Annotated in this window: 26 protein-coding genes, 1 tRNA gene and 1 pseudogene; 19 read left to right on the top strand and 9 right to left on the bottom strand. The window is 69.0% G+C overall.

The genetic code is table 11. The annotated features are described in order from the left end of the window. Positions 1-15 precede the first annotated feature (15 nt). Positions 16-477: a hypothetical protein gene (locus tag K8O92_31675; protein UAK32205.1), complete on the bottom strand. Its 462-nt coding sequence runs from the start codon at positions 475-477 to the stop codon at positions 16-18. Positions 478-829: 352 nt separating this feature from the next. On the opposite strand from K8O92_31675, the gene K8O92_31670 reads away from it, so the two are divergent. Beyond that, entirely contained in the window at positions 830-1,333 is a 504-nt protein-coding gene (locus tag K8O92_31670; protein ID UAK36064.1) for a hypothetical protein, read from the top strand. On the opposite strand, the gene K8O92_31665 is transcribed toward K8O92_31670, so the two are convergent. Continuing rightward, positions 1,334-1,849, bottom strand: coding sequence for a nuclear transport factor 2 family protein (locus K8O92_31665; GenBank protein ID UAK32204.1), 516 nt, complete (start codon positions 1,847-1,849; stop codon positions 1,334-1,336). A 99-nt stretch (positions 1,850-1,948) separates the two neighbouring features. On the opposite strand from K8O92_31665, the gene K8O92_31660 reads away from it, so the two are divergent. The 6 genes from K8O92_31660 to hisI all read left to right on the top strand — a co-directional run bounded on the left by K8O92_31660 (position 1,949) and on the right by hisI (position 6,215). Beyond that, positions 1,949-2,398 (top strand): MarR family transcriptional regulator, encoded by a 450-nt coding sequence (locus K8O92_31660; protein ID UAK32203.1) that lies wholly within the window; start codon positions 1,949-1,951, stop codon positions 2,396-2,398. 77 nt (positions 2,399-2,475) lie between these two features. After that, the gene (gene priA, locus K8O92_31655; GenBank protein UAK32202.1) at positions 2,476-3,207 is read left to right on the top strand and encodes a bifunctional 1-(5-phosphoribosyl)-5-((5-phosphoribosylamino)methylideneamino)imidazole-4-carboxamide isomerase/phosphoribosylanthranilate isomerase PriA; all 732 of its coding nucleotides are present in this window, start codon (positions 2,476-2,478) and stop codon (positions 3,205-3,207) included. After that, positions 3,204-4,019, top strand: a complete 816-nt coding sequence (locus K8O92_31650; GenBank protein UAK32201.1) for an inositol monophosphatase family protein — start codon at positions 3,204-3,206, stop codon at positions 4,017-4,019. Before priA ends, K8O92_31650 begins: the two co-directional genes overlap by 4 nt. A gap of 4 nt (positions 4,020-4,023) precedes the next feature. Then, positions 4,024-4,797: an imidazole glycerol phosphate synthase subunit HisF gene (hisF, locus tag K8O92_31645; GenBank protein ID UAK32200.1), complete on the top strand. Its 774-nt coding sequence runs from the start codon at positions 4,024-4,026 to the stop codon at positions 4,795-4,797. A 59-nt stretch (positions 4,798-4,856) separates the two neighbouring features. After that, positions 4,857-5,801, top strand: a complete 945-nt coding sequence (locus K8O92_31640; GenBank protein ID UAK32199.1) for a TIGR03564 family F420-dependent LLM class oxidoreductase — start codon at positions 4,857-4,859, stop codon at positions 5,799-5,801. A 51-nt stretch (positions 5,802-5,852) separates the two neighbouring features. Further along, the gene (gene hisI / locus K8O92_31635; protein ID UAK32198.1) at positions 5,853-6,215 is read left to right on the top strand and encodes a phosphoribosyl-AMP cyclohydrolase; all 363 of its coding nucleotides are present in this window, start codon (positions 5,853-5,855) and stop codon (positions 6,213-6,215) included. On the opposite strand, the gene K8O92_31630 is transcribed toward hisI, so the two are convergent. The 4 genes from K8O92_31630 to K8O92_31615 form a co-directional block, all read right to left on the bottom strand. Further along, positions 6,212-6,664 (bottom strand): MarR family transcriptional regulator, encoded by a 453-nt coding sequence (locus K8O92_31630; GenBank protein UAK36063.1) that lies wholly within the window; start codon positions 6,662-6,664, stop codon positions 6,212-6,214. The two genes, hisI and K8O92_31630, sit on opposite strands and share 4 nt — an antisense overlap. 201 nt (positions 6,665-6,865) lie before the next feature. Then, positions 6,866-7,420 (bottom strand): permease, encoded by a 555-nt coding sequence (locus tag K8O92_31625; protein ID UAK32197.1) that lies wholly within the window; start codon positions 7,418-7,420, stop codon positions 6,866-6,868. 63 nt (positions 7,421-7,483) lie between these two features. Next, complete coding sequence (locus K8O92_31620; GenBank protein ID UAK32196.1) at positions 7,484-7,939, bottom strand: peroxiredoxin; 456 nt, start codon at positions 7,937-7,939, stop codon at positions 7,484-7,486. A 138-nt stretch (positions 7,940-8,077) separates the two neighbouring features. Beyond that, positions 8,078-8,389, bottom strand: a complete 312-nt coding sequence (locus K8O92_31615) for a hypothetical protein (protein ID UAK32195.1) — start codon at positions 8,387-8,389, stop codon at positions 8,078-8,080. Positions 8,390-8,577: 188 nt separating this feature from the next. On the opposite strand from K8O92_31615, the gene K8O92_31610 reads away from it, so the two are divergent. The 10 genes and pseudogenes from K8O92_31610 (at position 8,578) to K8O92_31565 (ending at position 20,295) form a co-directional block, all read left to right on the top strand. After that, a complete protein-coding gene (locus K8O92_31610; protein ID UAK32194.1) occupies positions 8,578-10,137 on the top strand; it encodes an anthranilate synthase component I in 1,560 nt (519 codons plus the stop codon). Then, positions 10,134-10,964: a TIGR02234 family membrane protein gene (locus K8O92_31605; protein UAK32193.1), complete on the top strand. Its 831-nt coding sequence runs from the start codon at positions 10,134-10,136 to the stop codon at positions 10,962-10,964. The genes K8O92_31610 and K8O92_31605 overlap by 4 nt, the downstream gene beginning before the upstream one ends. A 183-nt stretch (positions 10,965-11,147) precedes the next feature. Next, positions 11,148-11,966 carry an indole-3-glycerol phosphate synthase TrpC gene (trpC, locus tag K8O92_31600; GenBank protein ID UAK32192.1) on the top strand — a complete coding sequence of 273 codons (819 nt, stop codon included), beginning with the start codon at positions 11,148-11,150 and terminating at the stop codon, positions 11,964-11,966. Further along, positions 11,966-13,237, top strand: coding sequence for a tryptophan synthase subunit beta (gene trpB, locus K8O92_31595; protein ID UAK36062.1), 1,272 nt, complete (start codon positions 11,966-11,968; stop codon positions 13,235-13,237). Before trpC ends, trpB begins: the two co-directional genes overlap by 1 nt. Beyond that, on the top strand, positions 13,234-14,034 hold the full coding sequence (gene trpA / locus K8O92_31590) for a tryptophan synthase subunit alpha (GenBank protein UAK32191.1): 801 nt from the start codon (positions 13,234-13,236) through the stop codon (positions 14,032-14,034). Before trpB ends, trpA begins: the two co-directional genes overlap by 4 nt. A 312-nt stretch (positions 14,035-14,346) precedes the next feature. Continuing rightward, on the top strand, positions 14,347-15,513 hold the full coding sequence (gene lgt, locus K8O92_31585; protein UAK36061.1) for a prolipoprotein diacylglyceryl transferase: 1,167 nt from the start codon (positions 14,347-14,349) through the stop codon (positions 15,511-15,513). Positions 15,514-15,743: 230 nt separating this feature from the next. After that, positions 15,744-16,238 (top strand): TM2 domain-containing protein, encoded by a 495-nt coding sequence (locus tag K8O92_31580; GenBank protein UAK32190.1) that lies wholly within the window; start codon positions 15,744-15,746, stop codon positions 16,236-16,238. Between the two features lie 194 nt (positions 16,239-16,432). Continuing rightward, positions 16,433-17,866 (top strand): annotated as a pseudogene (locus K8O92_31575) (ABC transporter permease subunit). A 102-nt stretch (positions 17,867-17,968) separates the two neighbouring features. Beyond that, on the top strand, positions 17,969-19,387 hold the full coding sequence (gene pyk / locus K8O92_31570; protein ID UAK32189.1) for a pyruvate kinase: 1,419 nt from the start codon (positions 17,969-17,971) through the stop codon (positions 19,385-19,387). A 29-nt stretch (positions 19,388-19,416) separates the two neighbouring features. Further along, positions 19,417-20,295, top strand: a complete 879-nt coding sequence (locus K8O92_31565; GenBank protein ID UAK36060.1) for an acyl-CoA thioesterase II — start codon at positions 19,417-19,419, stop codon at positions 20,293-20,295. 2 nt (positions 20,296-20,297) lie between these two features. Here the strand turns inward: K8O92_31565 and K8O92_31560 are convergent, their stop codons facing one another. The 3 genes from K8O92_31560 to K8O92_31550 form a co-directional block, all read right to left on the bottom strand. Further along, positions 20,298-20,723, bottom strand: coding sequence for a hypothetical protein (locus tag K8O92_31560; protein UAK32188.1), 426 nt, complete (start codon positions 20,721-20,723; stop codon positions 20,298-20,300). Between the two features lie 151 nt (positions 20,724-20,874). After that, a complete protein-coding gene (locus tag K8O92_31555; GenBank protein ID UAK36059.1) occupies positions 20,875-21,495 on the bottom strand; it encodes a low molecular weight phosphatase family protein in 621 nt (206 codons plus the stop codon). An 857-nt stretch (positions 21,496-22,352) separates the two neighbouring features. After that, positions 22,353-22,436, bottom strand: a tRNA-Leu gene (locus K8O92_31550). A 223-nt stretch (positions 22,437-22,659) separates the two neighbouring features. Here K8O92_31550 and K8O92_31545 point away from each other — a divergent pair. Together K8O92_31545 and K8O92_31540 are read left to right on the top strand one after the other, a co-directional pair. Next, positions 22,660-23,277 (top strand): ANTAR domain-containing response regulator, encoded by a 618-nt coding sequence (locus tag K8O92_31545; protein ID UAK32187.1) that lies wholly within the window; start codon positions 22,660-22,662, stop codon positions 23,275-23,277. Between the two features lie 224 nt (positions 23,278-23,501). Continuing rightward, entirely contained in the window at positions 23,502-24,701 is a 1,200-nt protein-coding gene (locus tag K8O92_31540) for a branched-chain amino acid ABC transporter substrate-binding protein (GenBank protein ID UAK36058.1), read from the top strand. Positions 24,702-24,719 lie beyond the last annotated feature (18 nt).

Genomic DNA, 24,719 nt, shown 5'->3' with positions numbered 1-24,719 from the left:
GACCCGCCCGCCGGGTCAGTGCGACCGGACTTTGCTGACCAACCAGCGCCCGTCGACGTTGTCCACCGTCACGGTCATCGAGATGCGGCCGGTCTGGGGAAGACCGTCGGTTTCGTCGCTGGTCACTGTCCGCACCACGTCGACGTCCACCTCGGCCCGGTAGTCGTCGCCGGAGACGATGCGGCAGTCGGCGGACTCGGCCTCGGCCCGGGTGTGCGCGGCCTCAGCGCTGGACTGGATGTTGGCGCGAAAGTTCTCGAACTCCGCCCGGAACTCTCCGGTGCTGAGGTCGAGCATCCGGCGGGCGTGGTCGCCGAACCGCGCGTAGTCGTAGGTTGCCGCGGCGGAGCCGAACTCGCATCCGGCGAGGCGCGCCTCCTCGGGCGGGGCGGCCATGGCGGTGGGCGCCGCGGCGAGCGCCGCGCAGCAGACGGCTGCCGAAAGCGACAGGGCGGCGGGGAGTTTCGATCGTGACATGCACTTCCTCTGTGCGAGGTGGAAGCGGCGGCCGGGGGTGGTCGCCGAGCGGAGACGATACCGGCCGCGCCCCACGGGCCGCGTCGATCTCGCGGCGACATCGGCCTTCGGCACCCGCCGCCGCCGGATGTTTCTCGTTCCTCCCGGCGCGCTGTCGGGCGCCATCGCGCTCCTGGCCAGCCGTCCACCGATCACGGCGTGCGTCCGGGAGCCGGTGCTCGCCTCGAGCCGACGGCCGATCAGGGAGCACGTGACTCGGGGTAGACCCCGATCCGGTCGACCCGTCCATGGGGGCTCGCTCCGGATCCGCGGACGGCCGCTTCGGATCTACCTTCGATGCGAGGAGGCCGCTCTGAAGAGCGTCATCGTCCCGCTGACGGTGCTCACCGGTTACGCGGTGATCGCGAGCTTCGCGTTCGCGACGACCGCCGCGGAAACACTGCTGCTGTATCCCAACATCTTTCGCGACGTTCCCGAATCGCTGGAGCTCACCGAGCAATTCATGAGTGTCGTCGCCGTCGGTGACATCATGCGCCCGCTCGGCGCGGTGCTGACGCTGTGCGCGTCGGTCGCGGGCGCGGTGTCGCTGATCTACCGGATCGGACGCCGATGGCTCGGTCTCTCGCTGGTAGCTCTGCTCAGCGGGCAGTTCCTGCTGTCGATCCTCTACCTGTGGCCGCGGGCGTCGATCCTGTTCGACGACCGGCACTCCCACACGCTCGCCGAGATCGAACGCGCGGCGACGGAGTTCCAGGTCGGCCACGGCCTGCGGACCGCGGCCGCCGCGGTGACGGCACTGTGCGCGGTGCTCGCCGCCCTGGCTTGCTATCGCGCACGTGTGCTCGCCACCGGCTGATCACGGCCGGGTGCCGGTGGACCAGATCGGAGTGGTCTGCACCCGGGACAGGCGCCAGCCTTCCCCGGTGCGCACCGCGTCGAAACGGTAGATCTCACCGAGGGTGTACTGCGGCTGCGGGATCGTCCCGCCCGGGGAAGCGGGCGCGAAGGTGGCGATCAAGTTCGCCCGGACGTCAGCCGCGTCGCCGCGCAAGTCGATCAGCACATTGCCGATGACGTGCTGGATGCGTTTGTCGCCGGTGTGATTGCGACTGGCCTGGGCGATCAGCGCTTCGCGGCCCTCGGCCGTGCCGCCGGGCGTCTTCGCGGTCGCGTCGGGGGTGTAGATCGCCCGCAGATCGTCGAAGCGGCCCTCGTCCAAGGCGCGGCCGAGCCGGTCGACCAGAGCGGTGATCTGCTGACGGTCGAGCATTTCGCGTACCTCCGGCGTGGGGTCGGCGGCGGAAGTGCAGGCGGCCGTCAGGGCAGCCAGGGGAACGGCGAGCAAGGGGAGAGCCAGGCGGATCTTGCGCATCGCAGTGACCTTTCGGAAATAACGTTGGTTGTTCCAACGTTGGGTGTGCCAACGTATCAGATTGTGGGTGACGCCAACAAGTGTTGGTACAGTGGCCGCATGCACATCGCGCACGAGGGCGCCGCGAGACGGCTCCGGGTCCTGCCCACCAGGCTGGTCAATCAGGTGGCCCTGGTGGCGAATCGGGCGACGGAGCGCGCCCTGGAACCGACCGGCTCCCGCCGTCACCACTACGCGCTGCTGGCCACGCTCGGCGAGTTCGGCCCCGACAGCCAGGCCGAACTGGGCAGGCGCACCCGCATCGACCGCAGCGACGTGGTCGCCGCGGTGAACGATCTCGCCGCGCGCGGCTTCGTCGAGCGCAGCCCCGATCCCGCCGACCGCCGCCGCAACATCGTGACCCTCACCGCCGCGGGCGCCCGCCACCTCGAGGAGCTCCACGAGCGGCTGGCCCTCGCCCAGGACGAGTTGCTCGCCGGCTTCACGGAGAGGGATCGGCGCACCCTGGTCACGCTGCTCACCCGCATCCTCGACGCCCATAGCGGCTGACCCGCACCGGGTGATCGAGGTCCCATCCGCCCAGGCCCTGCGCTCGTCCGCGGCCGGGTAACCACTAGGCTGCTCTCGTGAGTCTTGTGCTGCTACCCGCCGTCGATGTCGCCAACGGAGAGGCCGTGCGCCTCGTGCAAGGAGAGGCCGGAAGCGAAACCAGCTACGGCTCGCCTCGCGAGGCGGCGCTGGCGTGGCAGGAAGCCGGCGCGGAATGGGTGCATCTGGTCGACTTGGACGCAGCCTTCGGGCGCGGCTCGAATCGTGAGCTGCTCGCGGGCGTGGTCGGGGAACTCGACGTGAAAGTGGAACTGTCCGGCGGCATCCGCGACGACGAGAGTCTCGAGGCCGCCTTGGCCACCGGCTGTGCCCGGGTCAACCTCGGCACCGCCGCGCTGGAGGACCCGGTGTGGTGCGCGAAGGCCATCGCCCGGCACGGTGAGCGCATCGCCGTCGGCCTGGACGTGCGCATCGTCGACGGCGAGCATCGGCTGCGCGGCCGCGGCTGGGTCAGCGACGGCGGCGACCTGTGGGAGGTGCTCGAGCGCCTGGAACGGGACGGCTGCTCGCGGTACGTGGTGACCGACGTGACCAAGGACGGCACGCTCACCGGCCCGAACCTGGATCTGCTGCGTGAGGTCTGCGCGGCCACCGACGCCCCGGTCATCGCCTCCGGCGGCGTCTCCACCATCGCGGACCTGGTCGCGATCGCCGAACTGGTGCCCGACGGCGTCGAGGGCTCGATCGTCGGCAAGGCGCTGTACGCGGGACGTTTCACCCTGCCCGAGGCGCTGGCCGCGGTGAGATGACCCAGGAGCTGTCGGCACTGCTCGCGGAGGCGAGCGAGGTTCTCGACTCGGTGCGCTCGCGGTTCGTCGAGGGTATCGGCGCGCCGAGCGCGGTCGACAAGGGCCGCAACGACTTCGCCACCGAACTCGACCTGGAGTTGGAGCGCACCGTCTCCGCCGAGCTGCTGCGGCGCACCGGGATCGAGGTGCACGGCGAGGAGTTCGGCGGCCCGCAGCTGACCTCCGGCACGGCGTGGGTGCTCGACCCGATCGACGGCACCTTCAACTACTCTTCCGGGCACCCGCTCTCGGGCATGTTGCTCGCACTGGTCCGCGACGGGGAGCCGGTGCTGGGACTGACCTGGCTGCCGCTGCTCGGCCGCCGCTACGCGGCCATGGCGGGAGGTCCGGTGCTGCTGGACGGGCGGCCGTTGCCCCCGCTGCCGCGCGGCAAGCTGGCCGAGGCCATGATCGGTTTCGGCGCGTTCAACGTCGACTCCGACGGCCGCATCCCCGGACAGTTCCGCTTCGACCTGCTCGGCCCGCTGAGCAGGCTGTCCTCCCGGGTGCGCATGCACGGCTCGACCGGCATCGATCTGGCGTTCACCGCCTCCGGCGTGCTCGGCGGCGCGATCGTGTTCGGCCACCATCCCTGGGACAACGCGGCGGGCGTCGCCCTGGTGCGTGCGGCGGGCGGTGTGGTCACCGACCTGGTGGGCCGTCCGTGGACCATCACCTCCGGTTCCGTGCTCGCGGCCGCGCCCGGAGTGCACGAGGAACTGCTCGACATGATCTGCACGGTCGCCGACCCGGCGGCCGCGGAGGAAGGGTGAGGCAATGACGTTGGCCGTACGGGTGATCCCGTGTCTGGACGTCGACGCGGGACGGGTGGTCAAGGGCGTCAACTTCGAGAACCTGCGTGACGCGGGTGATCCGGTCGAACTGGCCGCGCTCTACGACGCGCAGGGCGCCGACGAGCTGACCTTTCTCGACGTCACCGCCTCCACCGGCGACCGCGGCACCATGATCGACGTGGTGACCCGCACCGCCGAGCAGATCTTCATCCCGCTCACCGTCGGCGGCGGGGTGCGCACCGTCGAGGATGTGGACCGTCTGCTGCGCGCCGGCGCGGACAAGGTCTCGGTGAACACCGCCGCGATCGCGCGGCCGGAGGTGCTGCGCGAGATGTCCGAGCGATTCGGCTCCCAATGCATCGTGCTGTCGGTGGACGCGCGCACCGTGCCGGAGGGGCAGCCGGAAACCCCCTCCGGGTGGGAGGTGACGACGCACGGCGGCAAACGGGGCACCGGCATCGACGCCGTCGAATGGGCCGTGCGCGGCGCCGAACTCGGTGTCGGCGAGATCCTGCTCAATTCGATGGACGCCGACGGCACCAAGGCCGGTTTCGACCTGCCGATGATTCGTGCCGTGCGGGCGGCCGTCACGGTGCCGGTGATCGCCAGCGGGGGCGCGGGCGCGGTCGAGCACTTCGCCCCGGCCGTGCACGCGGGCGCCGACGCGGTGCTGGCGGCCAGCGTGTTCCACTTCGGCGACCTCACCATCGGCCAGGTCAAGGAGTCGATGCGGGCGGAGAAGATCGTCATCCGGTAGCGATTGGCGGGAATCGGCCGAGTAGGAAGGCGGGTCGCGGTATCGCGGTTGCTTCGGGCATGAGCATCGGTATCGCGTTGTCCCCCTTCTCCCTCGACGCCACCGACAACGCCGTGGACGCGGCGGTGTCGCTGGGTGTGTCGGCGGCCGCCGCCGGTTTGGCCTCGCTGTGGTTCGGCCAGACCTTCAGCAGCGATGCCATCGCGCTGGCCGGGATCGTCGGCCGGGCGGTGCCCGAACTCGCGGTCGGCACGTCCGCGGTGCCGATCACCGCGCGTCATCCGCTGCTGACCTCCGCTCAGGCGCAGACCGCGCAGGCGGCCACCGGCGGCCGGTTCAGTCTCGGTCTCGGACTCGGCGCGAGATCGTTCGCCGAACCGGTGTTCGGCGGCTCCTTCGACCGGCCCATCACCCGGTTGCGCGAGTTCCTCACCGCGCTGCGCACCGTGGTGCACACCGGTGCGGTCGATTTCCACGGGGAGACGCTCACCGCGGCCGCCCCGATGCCCGCCGCGGTGGCCGGGGCGCGCCCACCAGTGCCCATCTTGGTGGCCGCCATGGGACCGCAGGCGTTGCGCGTCACCGGTGAACTGGCCGACGGCACCCTGCCCTTCCTCGTCGGCCCCAAGGCGCTGGCCGAACACATCGTCGCGCCGCTCACCGCGGCGGCCGAGCGCGCGGGCAGGCCGCGGCCGCGGATCACCGCCCTCGTCCCCGGCGTGGTCACCGCGGACATCGACGCCGCCCGTGCGGCGGCCGCGACCCAGACGGCGTTCTACGACGACATCCCCTCCTATGCCCGGATGATCGAGCTGTCCGGCGCGTCGCGTGCGGCGGAGCTCGTGGTGATCGGAGACGAGGAAGCCATCGCGGCGCGCGTCGAGGAGTACTTCGCGGCGGGGGCGACGGAGGTCGTCTTCTCGCAAACCGATCTGACCACCCCGCAGGACCAGCGGCGGACCTGGGAGGCGCTCGGCGAACTCCAGCGCTCCCGTGCGCGCTGACCGCGCACTCCGGGCGATCCGGCCCCCGCAGGCCCCTGTTATAACGGTGCTATGAGTCTCGATCCCGCTATCGCCGCCCGTCTCAAGCGCAACGACGCCGGGCTGGTGTCGGCCGTAGCGCAGGAACGCGCCACCGGTGACGTGCTGATGGTCGCGTGGATGGACGACGAAGCGTTGGCGCGCACGCTGGAAACCCGCAAGGCGACGTACTATTCGCGCTCCCGGCAGCAGTACTGGGTCAAAGGGGAGACCTCCGGCCACACCCAGTACGTGCACGAAGTGCGGCTCGACTGCGACGGTGACACGATCCTGCTGGTCGTCGATCAAGCGGGCGCGGCCTGTCACACCGGCACGCATACCTGTTTCGACTCGGACGTGCTCTTGCCCGCGCGATCGGTGAACGCGCCCGGCTAGGCGCCGTTCGGGCGGTGGTCGTCCCGGCTCGGCGCGGCGAGTCCGCCGGGCTGGTCGAGCACGTCGGCGAGCCGCTCGGCCAGCAGCTGGCCCAGCTCGGCGACCTGGGCCTTCTGCGCGGTGTCCAGGCCGTCGAAGACCAAGTGCCGCACGGCGTCCAGATATCCGGGCGCGGCTTCGACGACCTTGAGATACCCCTCGTCGGTGAGGACGGCTTGCACGCCGCGCCGCCCGGCGGTCGCCGAGCGCTGCGCCCAGCCCATGCGCTCCAGCTTGGACACCACATGCGACAGCCGCGATAGCGATGCATTTGCCTTGTGGGCAAGCTCACTCATCTGCAGTCGGTGCCCCGGTTCCTCCGACAGCAGGGTCAGTACCCAGTACTCGAAATGCGTCACGCCGGACTCGCGCTGGAGCTGGGTGTCCAAGGCTCCTGGCAGCCGCGTCATCAGCGCAACGATTGCGCGCCAAGCTCGTTGTTCGACCGGGTCGAGCCACTTCGTCACTGTGTGCCTTCTTTCAAGCCAAGTGACGTGGTTTTGTCCGTAGTCCTAGTGATTGTCGAGAAAATTGTGCACAGTCACCCGCGACATCGAGTTTGCCACGACTTCGCTCGACCGTCATAAAGATGCTGCATGACGTGAGTTCACTCACACGGCGGGTGGGGGCGTGTCCTCGGCTTTCGGCGTCCGCGGGTGCGTGCGGCGCCACCTGCGCAGCAGCAACAGCGCGACCGCGAGGAGAAACAGCAGCGTCGCGATGAGGGCCCCGGTGAGCGCGGCGCCGCGGAAGGCGGGAGCGTCGACATCCAGAACACGCTCACCCGCGTGGGCGGCGCTGCTGTTGCCCAGCACGATGGTCAGCGTCATCAGGTTGGGAATCGCGAACAGGATCGCGACGACCGCGGCCGCGCCCGCGAGGAATTTACCCGCCTTGCGCCGCCACATCAGCACGGCGAACAGCAGCAGGAAAAGCGTGACGACGGTACAGAACCCGCCGTAGAACAGACCCCAGCCGATGCCCTTGGCGAAGCTTCCCTGCACCGTCGACCCGACCCGCTGCGCCCACCAGCGTGGGATGAACGCGGACAGGATGAAGTAGAGGATGACGAGGACGGCGACGACCGCGGCGCCACCGATGATCCGGGTGCGCCAGACGGCTGCCACGGGTTTGCGTCCGCCCGGCTGAACGTCGGTCGAAGTCATGGATCCAGCCTAGGCCGCACCACTGCTCGGCAGCGGCTGCGCGGACCCGGCGCGCCGTGCCTTCTACCTGGTGCGCAGGTAGTTCAGTGCTTCGTCGGCGTGCACCGCGGCGCGCAACTCGCCGGTGATGATCTTGCGGATGGTGCGGTCGGTGTCGATGACGAACGTTTGCCGCTTCACGGGCGCGAGTTTGCCCAGGAGGCCGCGCTTCACGCCGAACCGCGCGGCCACGGCGCCGTCGGCGTCGGAGAGCAACGGATAGCCCAGACGCTGCTTCTCGGCGAATCCCGCCTGGGTGGCCACGCCGTCGGTGCTGATGCCGACGCAGCTTGCGCCGACAGCGGCGAATTCTGCGGCGAGGTCGCGAAAATGACAGGCCTCGGCCGTGCACACGGGCGTATTCGCCGCGGGATAGAAGAACAGGACCAAGGGGCCGTTCGCCAGCAACGCGTCGAGCGAGCGAGGGGTGCCGGACTGATCGGGAAGCTCGAAATCAGGGGCGAGCTGTCCTTGCTGCATACCCGGGCACACTACCGGGCGCTTGGTTGAATCGGGTAGGCGCGCGGGCGGCGGACCTGTTGCTCGTGCCCGTCGATACGCCGCCTGCGATCGGATCGCCGCGTCGGTGGCCGGGCACGAGCCGGGGGCGCGGTGCGGTTACGCGCCGATGAGCGCTGCGACCTCAGGGTTCTTGATCGCCATCACGTCGAGGATGCCGTGGGCCCGCAGGAACGGCTTCAGCTCCTTGATGCGATGGCTGTGGACGGCGTACTCGTCGGGAAATCGGTTCTTGTCCAGGGACTCCAGTGCTTTGACGTAGGTGACGAAGGACGCGAGCGCGTTGCTCGGAACGCCGTGGGGGTGGGCAGGTTGACCGGTGCCCGCCGACCGCGGGGTGTCGAGGCGCGGGACGTGGCGGCCCGCGACGTGCCGAGGGCCCTCGGGCGCTACCGATTGCGAGGGGTACATCAGTTGTTTCCTCTCGAGATGGATACCGCATGCGACGTGGAACGCCGCGAGTGTAGTGAGCCCGGCCACACCTGCCGCGGCCGCGTGGGAACCGGACGGTCGACCTGATTTGTCGGGTTTGTCGCGTCCTTCGCCGTGTCACCGGCACCGCTCACCGGTCGGTCGGCCCGGCCTGGGATGATGAGTACATGCCAGGCGCGTCCACTCCCACCACCACGACCCGCGAGCAGTTCCATCAGCTGGCCGCGGAGCACCGGGTCGTCCCCGTGACCCGAAAGGTGCTGGCGGACTCGGAGACTCCACTCTCGGCCTACCGCAAGCTCGCCGGTGACCGGGCGGGCACGTTCCTGTTCGAGTCCGCGGAGAACGGCCGGTCGTGGTCGCGCTGGTCGTTCATCGGCGCGGGAAGCCCTTCGGCACTGACCGTCGTCGACGGCGAGGCGGCCTGGCTCGGCCATATCCCGGTGGACGCCCCCTCCGGCGGCGATCCGCTGGTCGCGTTGCGTGAGACGCTGGAGTTGCTGCGCACCGAACGTTTGCCCGGCTTGCCGCCGCTGACCGGCGGCATGGTCGGGTATCTCGGCTACGACGCGGTGCGCCGCATAGAGCGACTACCCGAGCTGGCCATGGACGACTTGCGGTTGCCCGAGATGGTCTTGTTGCTGGCTACCGATCTGGCCGCGTTCGACCACCACGAGGGCGCGATCACGCTGATCGCCAACGCGGTCAACTGGAACGGCACCGCCGAACGCGTCGACGAGGCCTACGACGACGCGGTGGCCCGGCTGGACCGGATGACCGCCGCGCTCGGCGAGCCCGCCGATTCCACCGTGTCGGTGTTCGACCGGCCCGAGCCCGAATACCGGCGCAGGCGCACCACCGAGGAGTTCGGTGCGGGTGTGCGTCGCCTGGTCAAGGAGATCGAGGCGGGCGAGGCGTTCCAGGTGGTGCTGTCGCAGCGTTTCGAGATGGACTACGACGGGGCGCCGATCGACCTGTACCGGATGCTGCGCGCTTCCAATCCCAGCCCCTACATGTACCTGCTGCACATCCCGGACGGCGAGGGCGGCACCGCGTTCTCCATCGTCGGCTCCAGTCCGGAATCGCTGGTGACCGTGAAAGACGGCGTGGCGACGACCCATCCGATCGCGGGCACCCGCTGGCGGGGGGCCACCGAGGAGGAGGACCTCCTGCTGGAGAAGGGCCTGCTCGCCGACGAGAAGGAGAACGCCGAGCACCTCATGCTCGTCGACCTCGGCCGCAACGACCTGGGCCGGGTGTGCGAGCCGGGCACCGTGCGGGTCACCGAGTACCGGCACATCGAGCGCTACAGCCATGTCATGCACCTGGTCTCGACGGTCTCGGGCCGGTTGGCGCCCGGGCGTATCGCGCTGGACGCGGTGCGGGCGTGCTTCCCGGCGGGCACCTTGTCCGGTGCGCCCAAGGTGCGCGCGATGGAGCTGATCGAGGAACTCGAACCGACCCGGCGCGGCGTCTACGGCGGCGTCGTCGGATATCTGGACTTCGCCGGTGACGCCGACACCGCCATCGCCATCCGCACCGCGCTGCTGAAGGACGGCACGGCCTACGTGCAGGCGGGCGCGGGAGTCGTCGCGGACTCGGATCCGGAGTACGAGGACGTGGAAGCGCGCAACAAGGCGATGGCGGTGCTGAAGGCGGTCGCGGCGGCCCGGACGGTGCGGGCGTACGGCACGCAGCCGGATACGGCGGACGGCGGACCGCGATGACGGCTGCTCGTCCCGAAGACGAACCGGGCCGGGCGCGGGAGCCCGCCCCGGATACGAGCGCCACGACACGGGAATCCCTGCCTTCGGCCGAAGGATCCGCCCCGCCCACCGGATCGCCCGGCGCCGGCGACGATTCGCGCCGGAAATACCCGGTGGGCCCGATCGTCTTGCTCGCTGCCGCCGCCGCGGCACTGTGGGCGTCGTCCCGGATGACCTGGGTGACGGTCACCTCTTCCGACGGTCTCACCCAACCCCGCACCGATCAGCTCGACGGCGGGGTGTGGTTCGGCGCGCTCACGCCGCTGGCGCTGGTACTGCTCGCATCGATCGCGGCCGTGCTGGCCACCAGGGGCTGGCTACGCCGGGTGGTCGGCGTGTTGATCGCGTTGGTCGCGGCGGTGGCCGCGGTGCCCGCGTTCGCGCTGCTGACCGACTCCGGCAAGCTCGCCGAGCGGGCCGCGAAACTCGCCGAGCTCCCGGCACGGGCACAGGTGGAGGAGGCGACCACGTCGGCGTTTCCGGCCGTGCTGGCGCTGCTCGGCGCGATCGCCGCGTTCGGCGCGGGCGCGCTGTTGGCGCGTATGCCCGCCGAGGCGGCACGGCTGTCCGGCAAGTACGACAACCCGGTCTTCCGGCGCGCCGCCGCGACGGCGGAGGTCACGCAGCGGCGCACGCAGTCCCCGGACGAGCGACCCTCAGCGCAGCTGTCCGAGCGCGTGCTGTGGGACGCGCTGGACGCGGGCACCGACCCGACCGAGGAACCTTCCGGCGGGCAGCCGCCTCCGGAGAATCCGGACCACGGAGAGGTGGGCCGACGTGGCCGCTGAGCTGTCCCCGCGCGCCGGGTGTGGCGGCTGCCACCTTGCGCCGAGCCCTTCCGCGTGGTTCAACCCGAGCCCCGGCGCGTACGCGCCCGGTAGGTCCATTTATTCTTTGTCAGCATCGGTGAGACAGCGCCTGGGGGGATTCTCAGGTAGCAAGTCCGTCTCCCCAGAAAGGATTCGAGCCAGATGACGGTACTCGACTCGATTCTCGACGGGGTCCGCGCGGATGTGGCCGCTCGGGAAGCCCTTCTCGACTTCCAGGCGGTCAAGGCGGCCGCCGCGGCGGCGCCCGCGCCGCTGGACGCCCGCGCCGCGCTGCTCGAGGACGGCATCGGCGTGATCGCCGAGGTCAAGCGGGCAAGTCCGTCCAAGGGCGAGCTGGCGGACATCCCGGACCCCGCGAGCCTGGCCAAGGCCTACGAGGACGGCGGAGCCCGGATCATCAGCGTGCTCACCGAGGGCCGCCGCTTCAACGGGTCGCTGGACGACCTGGACGCGGTCCGCGCCACGGTGAACATCCCGATCCTGCGCAAGGACTTCGTCGTCGGCCCGTACCAGATCCACGAGGCGCGCGCGCACGGCGCGGACGTCATCCTGCTGATCGTCGCGGCGCTGGAACAGGACGTCCTGTCCTCCCTCATCGATCGCACCGAGTCGCTGGGAATGACCGCGCTGGTCGAGGTGCACACCGAGGAGGAGGCCGACCGCGCGCTGGAGGCGGGCGCGTCGGTGATCGGCGTGAACGCCCGCAACCTCAAGACGCTCGAGGTCGACCGCGACGTCTTCGCTCGGATCGCGCCCGGACTGCCCACCGAGGTCATCCGGATCGCCGAGTCGGGCATCCGCGGCACCGCAGACCTGCTGGCCTACGCGGGTGCGGGCGCGGACGCCGTCCTCGTCGGCGAGGGACTTGTGACCAGTGGCGACCCCCGTGCGGCGGTCTCGGAGCTGGTGACCGCGGGTACCCACCCGTCCTGCCCGAAGCCCGCGCGGCGGGGCCGGTGATGGGCGTGACGGCACTACCCCGGGCCAGTGACGGCATCGCCCAGCGCAGCGGCCACGAGCCGGACGCGGGCGGGCACTTCGGCGTCTACGGCGGCAGGCACGTCCCCGAGGCGCTGATGGCCGTGATCGAGGAGGTCACCGCCGAGTACGAGAAGTCACGGCTCGACGAGTCCTTCCTCAACGAGCTCGACCGGCTCCAGCGCGACTACACCGGCCGTCCGTCGCCGGTGTTCGAGTGCACGCGGCTGTCGGAGCACGCGGGCGGCGCCCGCATCCTGCTCAAGCGCGAAGACTTGAACCACACCGGATCGCACAAGATCAACAACGTGCTCGGTCAGGCATTGCTCGCCAAGCGGATGGGCAAGACCAGGGTGATCGCCGAGACCGGCGCGGGCCAGCACGGCGTCGCGACAGCGACCGCCTGCGCCCTGCTCGGGCTGGACTGCGTCGTCTACATGGGCGCGGTCGACACGGCGCGCCAGGCGCTGAACGTGGCGCGCATGCGCCTGCTCGGCGCGGAGGTGATCTCGGTGACGTCGGGTTCGCAGACTCTCAAGGACGCCATCAACGAGGCGCTGCGCGACTGGGTGACCAACGCCGACGACACCTACTACTGCTTCGGCACCGCGGCGGGTCCGCATCCGTTCCCGATGCTGGTGCGCGATTTCCAGCGCATCGTCGGCATGGAGGCCCGCGCCCAGGTCCAGGCCTCGACCGGCGGGTTGCCCGACGCGGTCGTCGCCTGTGTCGGCGGCGGTTCCAACGCCATCGGCATCTTCCACGCGTTTCTCGACGACGCCGACGTGCGGCTGATCGGCTACGAGGCGGCCGGTGACGGCGTCGACACCGGGCGGCACGCGGCCACGTTCACCGGCGGGACGCCGGGCGCGTTCCAGGGCGCCTACTCCTACCTGCTGCAGGACGAGGACGGCCAGACCATCGAGTCGCATTCGATCTCGGCGGGCCTGGACTACCCGGGCGTCGGCCCCGAGCACGCCTATCTCAAGGACATCGGCCGTGCCGAGTACCGGCCGGTCACCGACAGCGAGGCGATGGACGCGCTGCTGCTGCTCAGCCGCAGCGAGGGCATCATCCCCGCGATCGAGTCGGCGCACGCGGTGGCGGGCGCGCTGCAACTGGGCAAGGAACTCGGCCCGGGCGCGGTCATCCTGGTGAACCTCTCGGGCCGGGGCGACAAGGACATGGATACGGCAGCGCGGTGGTTCGGGCTGTTCGGCGCCGAGAACGAGCCGCAGGAGGCCGACCGGTGAGCCAGCAATCCCGCCTGGCCAACACCTTCGCCGCCTGCCGCGCCGAGGGCAGGGCGGCGCTGATCGGTTACCTGCCCGCGGGCTACCCGGACCTGGCCGGCTCCATCGAGGTCGTGCGCACGATGGTCGAGGCCGGATGCGACATCATCGAGGTCGGCGTCGCCTACTCCGATCCGGTGATGGACGGCCCGACCATCCAGGCCGCGGCCGAGCAGGCGTTGCGCGGCGGCGTGCGGGTGCGCGACGTGTTCACCGTGGTCGAGGCGATCACCGGCGCGGGCGGCAAGGCCGTCGTGATGAGCTACTGGAATCCCGTACTCAAGTACGGCGTCGACAGCTTCGCGCGGGATCTGGCCGCCGCGGGCGGCGCGGGCATCATCACCCCGAACCTGATCCCGGAGGAGGCCGACGACTGGTTCGTCGCCTCGTCCACGCACAACCTGGACCGCATCTTCCTGGTCGCGCCGTCGTCCACCGAGGAGCGCCTGGTGAAGACGCTCGAGGCCAGCCGCGGTTTCGTGTACGCGGCCTCGACCATGGGCGTCACCGGCGCGCGCGACGCGGTGTCCTCGGCAGCGCCCGCGCTGTGCGCCCGCATCCGGTCCCACTCCGACATCCCGATCGGCGTCGGCCTCGGTGTTCGCTCGGGCGAGCAGGCCGCCGAGATCGCCTCCTACGCCGACGGTGTCATCGTCGGTTCGGCGTTGGTGAGTGCGGCGGGCCGCGGACTGGACGCGGTGCGGGCACTCACCGCGGAACTGGCTCGAGGCGTGCGGTCGGCGACCGTCGCGTCGTAGCCACCCGCCGGTGGCGGAACCGCGTCCTCCGCGACGGCGGACGAACGAACTCGCGTACCGCTCCCGGACCGTCTGCCGCTATGCGTGAGTGGCCTCGTCGTGTGCTGCACCGCGCGCCCTTGGCCCCCCGATGACCCGAGAAGGCGATAGCTCTCACGGCGGTGGGAGCGTCGCGCGCGGCATGGGCGTGCCCGGCCACGGCGGGGGCGGTGCGTTGGTGGCGAGTCGGCTGAGACTCTCCGCTACGGTTGCCCCGTGACGTTACGAGTCCTCGCAGACAGTGTCCTGGCCGACGGCGGCGTCAGCGGCGCCGTGCTGGCCTACCTCCCCAGCCCCGCGCAGGGCGTGTGGCAGATCGGGCCGTTCCCGCTGCGGGCGTACGCCCTGTGCATCATCCTCGGCATCGTCGTCGCGATCTGGTGGGGCGAACGGCGTTGGCGCGCTCGCGGCGGGCAGCCCGGTGCGATCCTGGACGTCGCGATGTTCGCGGTGCCGTTCGGTCTGGTCGGCGGCAGGCTCTACCACGTGGCCACCGACTGGCAGAAGTACTTCGGCGCGGACGGGAATCCGGTCGACGCGCTGAAGATCTACCAAGGCGGGCTCGGTATCTGGGGCGCGGTGCTGCTGGGTGGCGTCGGCGCCTGGATCGGCTGCCGGGTGTACCGGATCCCGTTGCCCGCCTTGGGCGACGCGGTCGCCCCGCCGATCCTGCTGGCGCAGGCCATCGGCAGGCTCGGCAACTACTTCAACCAAGAACTCTACGGACGCGAGACCGACCTGCCGTGGGGCCTGGAGATCTACCGGCGGGTGGGCGACGACGGCCGGCTCGACATGATGAACGGCGTCTCCACCGGCGTGGTCGAGAAGATCGTGCACCCCACCTTCCTGTACGAGCTGCTGTGGAACGTGCTCGTCGTCGTGCTGCTGGTGTTGGTGGACAAGCGTTTCCGGATCGGCCACGGGCGGCTGTTCGCGCTGTATGTCGCGGGTTACTGCTTCGGCCGGTTCTTCATCGAGCTGATGCGCGCCGACGAGGCGACGAAGATCGCGGGTATCCGGATCAACTCGTTCACCTCCGCCGTCGTGTTCCTGGGCGCGATCGCCTACTTCGTCTTCGCGACGAAGGGCCGAGAGACGCCCGAGCAGTTGCAGCCCGGCGCGAGCCCGCGTCCGTGGCCGTGGCAGATCCGTGCGCTGCGTGCCGCGGGAGCGGCGTCGGCCGAGAAGTCCCCGGACGCTGCCGCGTTCGAGACCGATGCTGCCGCGTCCGAGACCGATGCCGCCGCGTCCGAGCGCCCGGTGTCCGATGCCGAGTCCGGCGCGACCGAATCGGGCGGGCAATCCGAGGCAGAGGCTGCCGGGGCCGGAACCGAGTCCACCGAAACCGCGCCGAAGAAGGTGGATTCGGAGAAGTCGGCCTCGGAGAAGTCGGCCTCGGAGAAGTCGGCCTCGGAGAAGTCGGCCTCGGACAACAGCTGATCGTTCGGTGCGTGCCTGGGTCGGATCCGTCGCCGCCGACAGCGAATTCTCGTTCGCGGCAACGATCAGGCGACCCGCCGCGATAACTATTCGCGGGACCGAACCATCCCGGGGCGACAACCCGGTCGATCCCGGTGACAATGACTCGTGATCGTCGCGAGCGGCAGTTCGGCGATCCAGCAAGGCCGGGGGCCGACAAGAGGGTGCCCGCACTAATGAGGAGGACATGAGTGACCGACCCTTACCAGCAGAATCCGGGTTCCGGGGGCCCGCAGTACGGCCCGCCCGGCACCGGCCCGGATCTGACCAAGCCGCTCGAGGCGCAGAGTCAGCCGCAGTACAACCCGCCGTCGGACCCGTACGGTCAGCCCCAGTACGGCCAGCCCGTTGACCCCTATGGTCAGCAGCCGGGTGGCTACCCACCGGCCCCGTACCCGGGTGGTCCGCAGGGCTACAACCCGAACGACCCGGAAGCGCCCTGGGGCCGCGACCCGTTCGGCGTACCGCTGTCGGACAAGCAGAAGCTGATCGCGGGTCTGCTGCAGATCTTCCTCGGCGGTTTCGGCGTCGGCCGCTTCTACCTCGGCTACACCGGCCTGGGCGTCGCCCAGCTGGCGGTCACCATCGTGACCTGCGGCCTCGGCAGTATCTGGGGCCTCATCGACGGCATCATGATCTTGGTCGGCAAGGTGCCGGATTCGCAAGGCCGCCCGCTGCGCGACTGACGGCGACGGTATCGATGCCGGCCGACAGAAGGGCGCGACGCGTTCTTCTGCCGGCGGGCACCGGGCCGGGACCACGGAGCGCAACTCTTTCGCGCACGACGATCGCGATACTGTCGCTCGCGTAGCTCCGGGCGTAGCATGGCTCGGATTCGCGTGCCGTGTGTGGAGCTCCACGCACCGAAGAGAGGGATCCCGTGCGCCGTAAGCTGTTCGCCGCCGCCATGCTCGCCGTCGTCGCCGCCACCGGACTGACCGCGTGCGGCGGCAGTGACCCGAATGTGCTGAAGGTCGGCACTGAGGGCACCTACTCGCCGTTCAGCTTCCAGGGTTCCGACGGCAAGCTCACCGGCTACGACGTGGAGGTTATCCAGGCGGTCGGCGACAAGCTCGGCAAGAAAGTCGAGTTCGTGCAGACGCCGTGGGACGCCATCTTCGCGGGCCTGGAGTCCAAGCGTTTCGACTTGGTGGCCAATCAGGTGACCGTGAACGACGAGCGCACGGGCAAGTACGCGTTGTCGGCGCCGTACACCACATCGGCGGGCGTGATCGTCACCCGAGCCGGTGACAACACCATCACCGCACTCGCCGATCTCGACGGCAAGACCTGCGCGCAGTCGGCCACCAGCAATTGGAGCAAGGTCGCCACCGAGGCGGGCGCGAAGGTCGAGGCCGTGGAGGGCTTCGTGCAGGCCGTCCAGCTGTTGAAGAACGGCCGCGTGGACGCGACCGTCAACGACAACCTCGCCGTCGCGGAATACACCAAGAAGACCGGTGACACGAGCGTGAAGGTCGCGGGCCGGACCGGGTCGGTGAGCAAGCAGGCCTTCGCCGCGCGTAAAGGCGACGCGCTGATCACCGACGTGGACAACGCGCTGAACCAGCTGCGCGCCGACGGCACCCTGGCGAAGATCTCCGAGAAGTACTTCGGGACCGACGTCAGCCAGTAGCCGACCACCTTCATGGACGCCGCCACCCGGGATCTCATCTGGCACAACCTGTGGCCGATGCTGCAGGCCACCGTCACCAAGACGCTGCCGCTCACGGCGATCAGTTTCGCCATCGGCCTGGTGATCGCGCTGTTCGTCGCGCTGGCCAGGATGTCGCCGGTGTGGCCGCTGTCGGCGGCGGCCCGCTGCTACATCTCGATCATTCGCGGCACCCCGCTGCTGGTGCAGTTGTTCATCGTGTTCTACGCGCTGCCGCAGTTCGAGATCGTGATCGACCCGTTTCCCGCCGCCGTGATCGCGTTCAGCCTCAACGTCGGCGGCTACGCGGCCGAAGTGGTGCGCGCTGCCATTCTCAGCGTCGCGGCGGGTCAGTGGGAGGCGGCGCAGGCGCTCGGCATGTCGTATCCGATGATGCTGCGGCTGATCATCCTGCCGCAGGCCGCGCGGATCGCCGTGCCGCCGTTGTCCAATACGCTGATCTCCCTGGTGAAGGACACCTCGCTGGCCTCGACCATCCTGGTGACCGAGTTGCTGCGCGTCGCCCAGCTCGCGGCCGCGCCCACCTTCGATTTCTTCGCGCTCTACGGGGTCGCGGCGATGTACTACTGGGTGATCTGCCTGATCCTCGGGTTCGGGCAGACTCGGCTGGAGACCCGGCTGGCGCGCCATGTCGCACGATGAGTATCCGTTTGTGCCGGCTACGAGGCGTAGTTCATATTTTTCACCAAGGTTTCACCGTGGCCAGGGCGGGACCTGTGCACCGAGCGGGACTAGGCTCTACCCGTGATGCGACGGACGAAGATTGTGTGCACGCTCGGACCGGCCACTGCCACCGAGGACCGTATCCGCGAACTCGTCGAGAGCGGTATGGACGTAGCTCGGCTGAACTTCAGCCACGGTGAGCACTCCGACCATGCCGAGAACTACAAGAAGGTGCGTCAGGCCTCCGACCACCTCGGCCGGGCGGTCGGCATTCTGGCCGACCTGCAGGGTCCCAAGATCCGCCTCGGCCGCTTCCTGGAAGGCAGAACCGTCTGGGCGACGGGTGAAGAGGTCCGCATCACCGTCGACGACATCGACGGGACCCACGATCGCGTGTCCACCACCTACAAGGAACTGGCGCAGGACGCCAAGGCAGGCGATCGCCTGCTGGTCGACGACGGCAAGGTCGGCCTCATCGTCACTCGCGTCGAGGGCAACGACGTGGTCTGCCGGGTCACCGAGGGCGGTCCGGTCTCCAACAACAAGGGCGTCTCGCTGCCGGGCATGGACGTGTCGGTGCCCGCGCTGTCCGAGAAGGACATCGAGGACCTGGAATTCGCGCTGAAGCTAGGCGTGGACTTCATCGCGCTGTCGTTCGTGCGGTCCCCGTCCGATGTCGAGCTGGTGCACGATGTGATGGACCGGGTGGGCCGCCGGGTGCCGGTGATCGGCAAGCTGGAGAAGCCGGAGGCGATCGACAACCTGGAGGCCGTGGTCCTGGCCTTCGACGCGGTGATGGTCGCGCGCGGCGACCTCGGTGTCGAGCTGCCGCTCGAGCAGGTGCCGATCGTGCAGAAGCGCGCCATCCAGATGGCGCGCGAAAACGCCAAGCCGGTCATCGTCGCCACGCAGATGCTGGAATCGATGATCGAAAACTCCCGCCCCACCCGCGCCGAGGCATCGGACGTGGCGAACGCGGTGCTCGACGGCGCCGACGCGGTGATGCTGTCGGGCGAGACCTCGGTGGGCAAGTACCCGATCGAAACGGTGCGCACGATGGCGCGCATCGTGCACGCGGTGGAGACCGAGTCGACCCGGGTGCCGCCGCTGACCCACGTGCCGCGCACCAAGCGGGGTGTGATCTCTTACGCGGCCCGCGATATCGGCGAGCGGCTCAACGCCAAGGCGCTGGTCGCGTTCACCCAGTCGGGCGACACGGTGCGCCGCCTGGCGCGGCTGCACACTCCGCTGCCGCTGCTGGCGTTCACGCCGCTGCCGGAGGTGCGCAGCCAGCTGGCGCTGACCTGGGGCACCGAGACCTTCATCGTGCCGACCGTCGACAGCACCGACGCGATGATCCACCAGGTGGATGTAGCACTTCTGTCGATGGAGCGATACCAGAAGGGGGACCTGGTTGTCATCGTGGCCGGGTCGCCGCCCGGTACCGTCGGGTCCACCAACCTGATCCACGTTCACCGAATCGGTGAGGAGGACCATTAGTGAGTGCTTCCCTGAGCAGCCCCGTCGACATCGCGGACCCGCACGCGCCGCGCTCCGACCTGGATGTGCTGCTGGGTCTGCTCGATCTCGAACAGATGGACGAGGACGTGTTCGTCGGCCAGCACCCGGAGAAGGTGTGGAGCCGGACCTTCGGCGGTCAGCTCGTCTCGCAGGCGATCATTGCGGCGGGCCGCACGGTCGGTGACCGCCCGGTGCACGCCGTCAACGCGCATTTCGTGCGCGGCGGCGACGTGAAGAAGCCGATCGAGTACCGGGTGGACCGCCATCGCGACGGCCGCGCCTTCGCCAATCGCACGGTCACCGCCAGCCAGGACGGCCAGGAGCTGTTCGTCATGCTCGCCGCGTTCCAGGATTGGGGCACGGGACTCGAGCACGCGCACGCCCAGCCGGAGGTACCGGACCCGGAGACGCTGCCGCGGGTGGAGGAGAGCTTCGAAGGCTTGGAGGACAAGCTGGAGATGTTCGTCAAGGCGCCGCATCCGATCGACATGCGCTACACCAACGACCCGGCGTGGATCCTGAAGGGCACCGGGGAGCGGCTCAACCACAACCGCGTGTGGATGCGCGCGGACGGCAAGCTGCCCGACGATCCGCTGATCCACGTGGCGACGCTGGGTTATTCGTCCGACACCACGGTGCTGGACTCGATCATCACCACCCACGGGCTGTCGTGGGGTCTGGACCGCATCATCGCGGCCACGGTCAACCACTCGATCTGGTTCCACCGCCCGTTCCGTTTCGACGAGTGGGCACTGTACTGCACCGAGTCACCGGTGGCCGCGGGATCCCGTGGGCTGGCGACCGGGCGCTTCTACTCCCGCAGCGGCGATCTGCTCGCCACCACGGTGCAAGAGGGACTCATCCGCCACTTCCCCTCGCGGCGTTAGGGTTACAGCAGTTCGAGGTCGCGATCGATGTCGAGATCGACGTCGGTGCGCTGCGATGCGCGGATCGAGACCGGGATCTCGTCTCCCGGCTCGGTTCGCGCGAGCCCCGAGATCGCATGCAGCAATTGCCGTTCCAGCGCGGCCATGTGGTCGCCGGTCAGCTGGTCGGGTGCGCCGACCAAGCTGAGCGCGATCTCGTAGGTGCCGCGGTCGTCCACGAGTGCGCCGGGCACAGCCGCGGGGCAGCGGCCTGCGAGCGCCGTGTGGGCGGGGTCATCGATGTCGACCGGCAAGGTGAAACGCCAGGCGAACACGTCACGGTCGGTGAGGTGGTCGTCGACCACCGCACGCACGGTGTCGACGACGCGTTCGAGGGTTTCCGGTGTCACATAAACATGGAGCGAAACATCCGAAATGCGTTTCGGCATGTCTTCTTCCTGTCCTGTGTCGAACCAGCAACGGCGGAGAGTGTTGTCCGGCGGGAGTTTAATGCGTTCGGTGCGGAAAAGGACACAGCCGGGTGATAACAGGTTGATACGCGGCGATCCCCGCCCTACCGCGCGCGGTCGGCTCCGGTGATCACTGGGTGCGTTGGGCGGCGAGGAAGGTCGCCAGCGGTGCGGGCGCGCCGCCGGGGCGGATCACCAGTCCACGGCGTTCGTCGTGCGGCCAGCGCGGCTGTTCGTGCGGGGCGAGCGCCAGCAGCAGCGGCACGAGCGCCTCGGCGATACGGTCGCCGACCTCGCAGAACGCCTGAGCGGACAGCCCGACTGGGTCGGCGATGTTCTCTCGGCCGACCAGCGACAGGTCGTTGCGTGCCCGGTGCAATTCTGCGACCGTGCGCGCGCCGGTGACGCGGGCGATCCGGTGGGCTTCCAGCAGGGTGAAGGTGCGTGACCCGGCGCCGAACGCCATGTCGACGACTTGGTCGCGGATCTGCTCGGTCATCGTGAGCACCAGGTCGGCCTTGTCGATCATCTCGGGCTTCAGGCGCCGTGCCCGGAAGCTGCCGGGATCGGCGCCGAGCCCGGCGATGGTTTGCGCGGCCAGCGGCTCGACCGGAAATCCCACGAGCGCACGCGTTCCCGCGCTCTCGGCGGTGAGGTAGGGAAGGTCGTATTCGACCGCGAGGGCGCGCGTGAGCCGCTCGGCGATCACCGAACGACAAACGTTGCCGTTGCAGACGAACAAGACGTGCATACAGACCACGATAAACGGCGCGAAGGCTACCAGAAGGGCTCGAGTCGTTAGTCCCACATGTGGGAACAACATATTCATCTGCTCGTAGCGCGCCGTACACGAAGCACACCGCTTTTGCCTCCCCGCCTGCGACGTACGTCACTGCGGGAGGTGCAACGGTTCGACTCCCCTCAAGCCTTTACCCCTGACCGCACGCATTCAAACGCTGCCTTGTGATTGCTTCGTAATATGACGGCGATGCGCACCCGCCTCGTATTCGCCGCTTCGGTAAGGGGATTCGCGAACGCGGGGCTGGACCCTCGCCGGCTCTGCCCTGGATGCGATCGCGGTGCAGAGCCGGTGACCGCGAGGCGACGCCGGACGCGAACCGTACACGCCGACCGCCGAGACCATGTCAGCGATGCCGTCACGGGTAACCCACCCCTCATACCCCGACATCACCTCTCGACCGGCCACGAGCACCATCCGCCAGCACAGAAGGGGAAGACGGGACACTTCGCGAGTGCTCATCCCGAACGCCACCATTCCCAACCGGCGCCCCCCATCAGTCGGCACTGAAGGTGGGCTTCCGCTCCGAAGCCGGGGGGACTACACCAGAGAGGCAGAGGCAGCGCCTCAACTACCAAACGCCACGTTCCCCTGCCAACGCCGCGAAGCCCCTCCGAGGGGTCCTCACGGTTGCCCACAGAAGAAGCGATGAGCGCCCCACGTAAGCGCTCTCCCCGCAACGCAACCACACACCTCAGGGGTTCGGGGGCGAAGCCCCGCCGAGCGGGGCCTGGGGGTTGCACCCCCAGAAGAAATGACGAGCGCCCCCCGCAAGCGCTCTCCGCGAGCAGGGGACGCCCAGAAGCGAGTGCCGAGTGTGGGACTCGAACCCACACGTCCTTTCGGACAACGGTTTTTGAGACCGTCGCGTCTGCCAGTTCCGCCAACCCGGCGCACCGGGTGGCAACTATAGCGGGTCAGGTGGCTGGAACGCGAATGGGTTGGTCTCTGCGGCGCGACCACACGGTTTGCGCAGGGTATATGCGTTCTATGCCGAAGTGAAAGGTACTCTTTACATCACTCGACAGCCCCGATGAGGCCGAAGGTCGCCCCGTGCGATCCCGGCTTTCTTTCGGTTCGGTCGGGACAGGGCATCGGAACCAGAGGGGTCTACCTATGAGCACAGCAGCTGGGGGCGCCGGCACCAAGCGGGACGCCGGGGCGAAGCGGGTCGTCGTCGCCGAAGACGAAGCGCTCATTCGCATGGATCTGGTCGAGATGCTGACCGAAGAGGGCTATCAGGTGGTGGGTGAGGCGGGTGACGGCCAGCAGGCAGTGGATCTCGCGGTCGAGCACCGGCCGGATCTGGTGATCATGGACGTGAAGATGCCGCGCCGCGACGGGATCGACGCGGCGGCCGAGATCGCCTCGAAACGTGTTGCACCCGTGGTTATCCTGACCGCGTTCAGCCAGCGCGATCTGGTGGAGCGGGCGCGTGACGCGGGGGCGATGGCCTACCTGGTGAAGCCGTTCACGAAATCGGATCTGGTGCCCGCCATCGAATTGGCGGCCAGCCGTTTCCACGAGATCACCGCGCTGGAGAGCGAGGTCGCGAATCTGGCCGACCGGCTGGAGACGCGCAAGCTGGTCGAGCGCGCCAAGGGTGTTCTGATGCAGACGCAGGGCCTTTCGGAGCCGCAGGCGTTCAAGTGGATTCAACGCACCGCAATGGATCGTCGCACGACGATGAAGGCGGTCGCGGAGGTCGTGTTGGAGAACCTGACGCCGAAGTGACGGGGCCCGCGCGAAAATTTACGCAGACGAAACGTGATCGTGAACAAGAATTCGAAACGATGTCGCGCGCATGATCCGAATGTGATGCGGAACTAACGTACCGACGCTATGTTCTGACCGGGCTGACATGGTCGGCCTCCTCGGTGAACCCGGGGGAGCACAGAACTTAGATGAGGTGAAACGTGCTTAGTTCGACATGGCGCAGTCGCTCGACGCTCGGTGTCCTGGCCGTCGGCGCCGCCGCCGCGCTGGTGCTGACCGGTTGTAGCGACAAATCCACCAGCAGCGGTTCGGATTCCTCGGGCACCAACGGCGCGGGCGGCTTGTCCATCCAGCCGGTCTTGCAGGTCGACCAGCAGGGCAAGGAGGTGCCGAAGGCGGACGCGTCCGCGGCGGCCGATCCCGCGGGCGACGGCAAGGCGACCTGCGCGCCGGGCACGGCCATCGCGATGGCGGGCGCGCTGACCGGTCCGGACGCCGCGCTGGGCATCAACATCGTCAACGGCGTCAAGCTCGCGCTCGACAAGCACAACAAGGCCAACCCCGGTTGCAAGATCGAGCTCAAGCAGTTCGACACCGAGGGTGACCCCCAGAAGGCCACCCAGGTGATCCCGCAGATCGTCAACGATCGGTCGATCATCGGCCTGGTCGGTCCCGCGTTCTCCGGGGAGACGAAGGCGACCGGCAAAATCCTCAGCGACGCCGGGCTGGTCTCGGTCACCTCTTCGGCGACCAACGCGACGCTGACCCAGAACGGCTGGACCACCTTCTTCCGCGGTCTGGCCAACGACGACGTGCAGGGCCCGTCGGTTGCGAAGTACCTGGTCAACACCGCGGGCTACAAGAAGGTCTGCGTCATCCAGGACAACACCGACTACGGCACGGGTCTGGCGAAGTCGATCACCGACGGTCTCGGCGCCGCCGCGGACCCGGCGTGCGCGGCCAGCATCAAGAAGGGCGACAAGGACTTCTCCGCGACGGTCACCAAGGTGGCGGCCGCGAATCCGGACGCCATCTTCTACTCCGGCTACTACTCCGAGGGCGCGCCGCTGGCCCAGCAGTTGAAGTCCGGTGGCGTGAACGCGGTCTTCGTCTCCGCCGACGGCACCAACGACCCGCAGTTCGTCACCCAGGCGGGCAGCGCCGCCAAGGGCGCGAAGCTGTCGTGCCCGTGCGGTCCCGCCCCGGAGCAGTTCGCCAAGGACTACGAGGCGCTCAACGGTCAGGCGCCCGGTGTCTACTCGGTCGAGGCGTACGACCTCACCACGATCCTGGCCAAGGGCATCGACGGCGGCAAGGTGACCCGCCCGGATCTGCTCGACCATGTACGGACGTACGACGGTGCCGGCCTCGCGCGTCAGTACAAGTGGGATCCCAACGGTGAGCTGTCGAACGCGCTGATCTGGGTGTACGAGGTCAAGTAGCTCCGGATTCCGGGCGCA

Source organism: Nocardia asteroides (genome assembly GCA_019930625.1).
Taxonomy (GTDB): Bacteria; Actinomycetota; Actinomycetes; order Mycobacteriales; family Mycobacteriaceae; genus Nocardia; species Nocardia sputi.
The sequence above is the reverse complement of the archived record's forward strand: the minus strand, read 5'-3'. Positions and strand labels throughout refer to the sequence as shown.